General features: G+C 32.7%; 5 protein-coding genes. All 5 read left to right on the top strand.

All coding sequences use genetic code 11. The features are described from left to right. Window positions 1-77 precede the first annotated feature (77 nt). Entirely contained in the window at window positions 78-1,097 is a 1,020-nt protein-coding gene (aroF, locus tag SVN78_09160) for a 3-deoxy-7-phosphoheptulonate synthase (GenBank protein ID MDY6821774.1), read from the top strand. Next, entirely contained in the window at window positions 1,087-1,911 is an 825-nt protein-coding gene (locus SVN78_09155; protein MDY6821773.1) for a prephenate dehydrogenase, read from the top strand. The genes aroF and SVN78_09155 overlap by 11 nt, the downstream gene beginning before the upstream one ends. After that, window positions 1,908-3,209: a 3-phosphoshikimate 1-carboxyvinyltransferase gene (gene aroA / locus SVN78_09150; protein ID MDY6821772.1), complete on the top strand. Its 1,302-nt coding sequence runs from the start codon at window positions 1,908-1,910 to the stop codon at window positions 3,207-3,209. Before SVN78_09155 ends, aroA begins: the two co-directional genes overlap by 4 nt. Next, complete coding sequence (cmk, locus tag SVN78_09145; protein ID MDY6821771.1) at window positions 3,210-3,881, top strand: (d)CMP kinase; 672 nt, start codon at window positions 3,210-3,212, stop codon at window positions 3,879-3,881. Window positions 3,882-3,889: 8 nt separating this feature from the next. Then, window positions 3,890-4,072 (top strand): 4-hydroxy-3-methylbut-2-enyl diphosphate reductase (locus tag SVN78_09140; GenBank protein ID MDY6821770.1); only part of this gene is annotated, 183 nt, incomplete at its 3' end.

The raw sequence follows: 4,072 nt of genomic DNA, 5'->3' as shown, positions 1-4,072 counted from the left end.
GCCAGAAGAAAATAAAGAATTTATAAATAAATTAAAGTTAATAAATGTAAACTAAATTTAGATTGGGGGTTAATTATATGGTAATTGTTTTAAAATCTACTGCAACAGAGGATCAGAAAAATAGGATTATAGGTAAATTAAAGGATTATGGCTTTAAGGTACATATATCTGAAGGTGTTGAGAAAACAATAATTGGAGCTATTGGAGATGAAAGAGTTTTAGAAAACAAACCCCTCTCTTCTCTAGAAGGAGTCGAGAAGGTTATACCTATATTAAAACCCTATAAGATAGTGAGCAGGGATTTTAAAAAAGAAGATGCTATTGTTGAAGTTGGAAATGTTAAGTTTGGGCCACCCTATATTAACGTTATAGCTGGTCCTTGTTCTGTTGAAAGTGAAGAAATGATATTTGCTATTGCTGAGAAAGTTGCTAATTCAGGTGCTAAGCTATTGAGGGGGGGTGCTTATAAACCTAGGACTTCTCCCTATTCTTTCCAAGGATTAGGTGTTGAAGGGTTAAAGTATATGAGAAAAGCAGCAGATGCGTATAATTTATATGTTGTTACTGAATTAATGGATCCTAGGAACTTAGATATTTTGCTTGAATATGCAGATATGATCCAAATAGGTGCTAGAAATATGCAAAATTTTAAACTGTTGTCTGATGTTGGTAAATCAAAGAAGCCAGTTTTATTAAAACGGGGCTTGTGTTCAACAATAAAAGAGTTTTTAATGGCTGCAGAATATATAGCTAATGAGGGCAATTATAATATAGTTTTGTGTGAAAGAGGTTTGCGTAGTTTTGACCCTGAAACAAGAAATTTATTAGATCTATCAGCTATACCTGTTATAAAACAAAATAGTTACCTCCCTGTGATTGTTGATCCAAGCCATGGTACTGGTAGGAGGGATTGCATTGAGCCAATGTCTTTAGCGTCAATTGCTGCAGGGGCTGATGGTTTGATAATAGAGGTCCATACAAATCCTGATGAAGCCCTAAGTGATGGCGATCAGTCAATTAGACCAACTGAATTTGCTAATATTACAAAAAAGATAGGGGAGATATCAAAAATATTGGGTAAGCAATTTGAATATTAATTCTATAGGGATAGTAGGCGCTGGATTAATTGGTGGTTCTTTTGCATATGCTTTTTATGATAAGGGATATAAGGTATATACCTTAGAGAAAAATACCAATGTTTTTCCAGAGCTCGTTGAATCAGATCTATTTGAGGGTATAACTGATGATGTTAATATATTTTTAGATTTTCCAATAGATCTAATATATATATGTATTCCAATAAAGGAAGCCTTTGATTTTATAGCATATCTGGGAAAAAAAAATATTAAATTGCCTATAACAGATGCCCTTAGCACAAAAGTATCAATTACTAGATTAGCTAAGGAGTATAATTTAAATTTTTGTGGGGGTCATCCGATAGCAGGTAGTGAATACTCAGGATTTTCACATGCTAGAAGAAGTCTATTTGTAGGTGCAAAACATATATTGGTTGAATGTGATAATATAGGACTTTTTAATTGTTTAAAAAAATTGCATACTTCTATTGGTATGGATGTGGTAAGCCTTGATGCAAATAGACATGATAAAATGTTTGGCTTAATAAGTCATTTACCACATTTAATTGCTTTTAATCTAATAGATACTGTTTTAGGTTGTGATAGGGAAGCACTAGATTTTACAGGTGCAGGATTCAAGGATTTTACAAGAATTGCTGGAAGTAGCCCTGCATTGTGGAGTAGTATATTTTTAGATAATAAGGATAATATTTTAGAATATGCAAATAAGTTTATTGAGCATTTAAGTCAGTGGCTTAAAATTATTGAGGAATCTGATGAAAATAAGCTTATTAAATTAATAAAAGAGGCAAGTAATAATAGAAATAACCTATGATAACCTTTAATAGAGTAAAAACCCTAAAAGGTAAAATTAGAGTACCTTCTGATAAATCAATAACGCATAGGGCTTTTATTTTCTCATCTATTGCAACAGGCAAATCTATTATATATAGACCCTTAGTTTCCGCTGATATAGAAGCTACAATAGGAATTCTAAAGAATTTAGGTATTCAGATATTATTAGAAGATGGAAATGCAGTCGTGATCTCTAAGGGATATAAAAATTTTGTAGAATGTGAGAATGTGTTAGATTGTATGAATTCAGGGACAACAGCAAGACTAGTGTTAGGTTTGCTTGCGCCACAGAAGAAATATTATGTTCTAACAGGAGATAATTCGCTTATAAATAGACCAATGGATAGGGTTGTTAAGCCATTAAAAAAATTAGGGGCTGTAATATTTGCTAGAAAGAATAATTGTTATCTGCCTGCAACTGTTGTTCCATCAAATATGAAGGGCGGGGTTATTGATGCTGAGGTGCACAGTGCCCAAGTAAAAAGTGCTGTTATATTAGCTGGTATTCAAATAGAGGAGGAAGTAGTATACAGGGAATTAGTGCAAACAAGAAATCATACAGAGAATATGGCAGTCCTATTTGGCGCAGATGTAAAGGTAATTAAGGAAGATAGACAAAAAAATATTATGGTAAAATATAAATCATCTTTAAAAAGTGCCTCAATAGAAATACCAGGGGATTTTTCCTCAGCTGCATTTTTTATTGCAGCTGCTTATATATTTAATGATAGCGAGATAATTATTAGAGATTGTGGAATAAATGAGACAAGGACAGCTTTTTTGACTGTATTAAATAAGATGGGTGCATCAATAGAAATAAGAAATAAAAGGGATAATTATGAACCTATAGGTGATATCTATACCTGTTATAAAAGGCTTAATGGGGTTAAGATTTCCGGTGATATTATTCCAAATTTAATTGATGAGTTGCCAATAATGGCTGTTTTAGGTATTTTTGCTAATGATCCTGTGGAGGTTAGGGATGCCAAGGAGCTTAGATTTAAAGAAAGTGATAGGATAGGTGCAATAGTAGAGAATCTGAATTCACTAGGGGTAGATATTGAAGAATACGAGGATGGCTTTAAGGTCTATCCTTTAGAAAATCTTAATATAGAGAAAGACATAGTTTTAAAATCCTTTGGGGATCATAGAATTGCTATGCTAAACATATTATTGGCTAAAAGATTTGGTGAAAGGGTAAAAATCGATGATATTAACTCTATTAAGGTGTCAAATCCCTTTTTTTTAGAATTATTGAAAAAATTAGAAGGGGTTTAAATGATTAAGATTGCTATAGATGGACCTGCTGGTGCTGGTAAAAGCACAGTTGCAAAAAAATTGGCTGTTGATTTAGGGTTTCAATATATTGATACTGGTGCTATGTATAGGGGTAGCGCTTTTCTTATGTCATATTATGGTATTTCTGGGAATAAGTTTTTTGAGCTATTAAAAAGAGCTAGGTTTAGTTTTTCAGAAGAAGATGATAGTACATTAAAACTAAAAATTGATATTGATGGTGAGACATTTTTACTTGACAAAGAATTGAGAGAACCTAAGATCACAGAGTTATCAGGTAAGTTATCGGCAATTAAGGAAGTTAGGGAGATACTGGTTGAACAGCAGAGATATGCATCAAACAGAAGAGATTCAGTTTTAGAAGGCAGAGATACCACAACTGTTATTGCTCCAGATGCAATATTGAAAATATTCTTAATTGCACAAATTGAAGAGAGGGCAAAGAGAAGGTTAAAAGACTATTTGTCGAAGGGTTTTAATATATCCTATGATGAAGTAGTTAAATCTATTGTAGAAAGGGATAAGATTGATAAAACAAGAAAGTGCTCGCCTTTAATTAAACCAAAAGATGCAATAGAAATTGATACTACGAATATGACTATATCAGATGTGGTAGAGGAGATTAAAAAGTTGTTGAGTGAGAGGTTGGCATAAAAGTTATAGTGGCTAAGAATGCAGGTTTTTGTTTTGGTGTAGAGAGAGCAATTTCAATAGCCAAAGAATCACTTGGTGAGAATGGAAAGGTATACACCTATGGACCTATTATACACAACCCCCATGTTGTTAATCAGCTAGAGAAAAGTGGTATTAGCGTTGTAAATGATTTAGATAATCTTAAAAAAGGG

The sequence above is a fragment of the Deferribacterota bacterium genome (assembly GCA_034189185.1).
In the GTDB taxonomy this organism is placed as follows: Bacteria; Chrysiogenota; Deferribacteres; order Deferribacterales; family UBA228; genus UBA228.
This window is presented reverse-complemented; position numbering and strand designations above follow the sequence as displayed.

Bases quoted from the DNA above. Each gene is read 5' to 3' on its own strand.
- aroF (MDY6821774.1), top strand. From the start codon at position 78: ATGGTAATTGTTTTAAAATCTACTGCAACAGAGGATCAGAAAAATAGG.
- aroA (MDY6821772.1), top strand. From the start codon at position 1,908: ATGATAACCTTTAATAGAGTAAAAACCCTAAAAGGTAAAATTAGAGTA.
- cmk (MDY6821771.1), top strand. From the start codon at position 3,210: ATGATTAAGATTGCTATAGATGGACCTGCTGGTGCTGGTAAAAGCACA.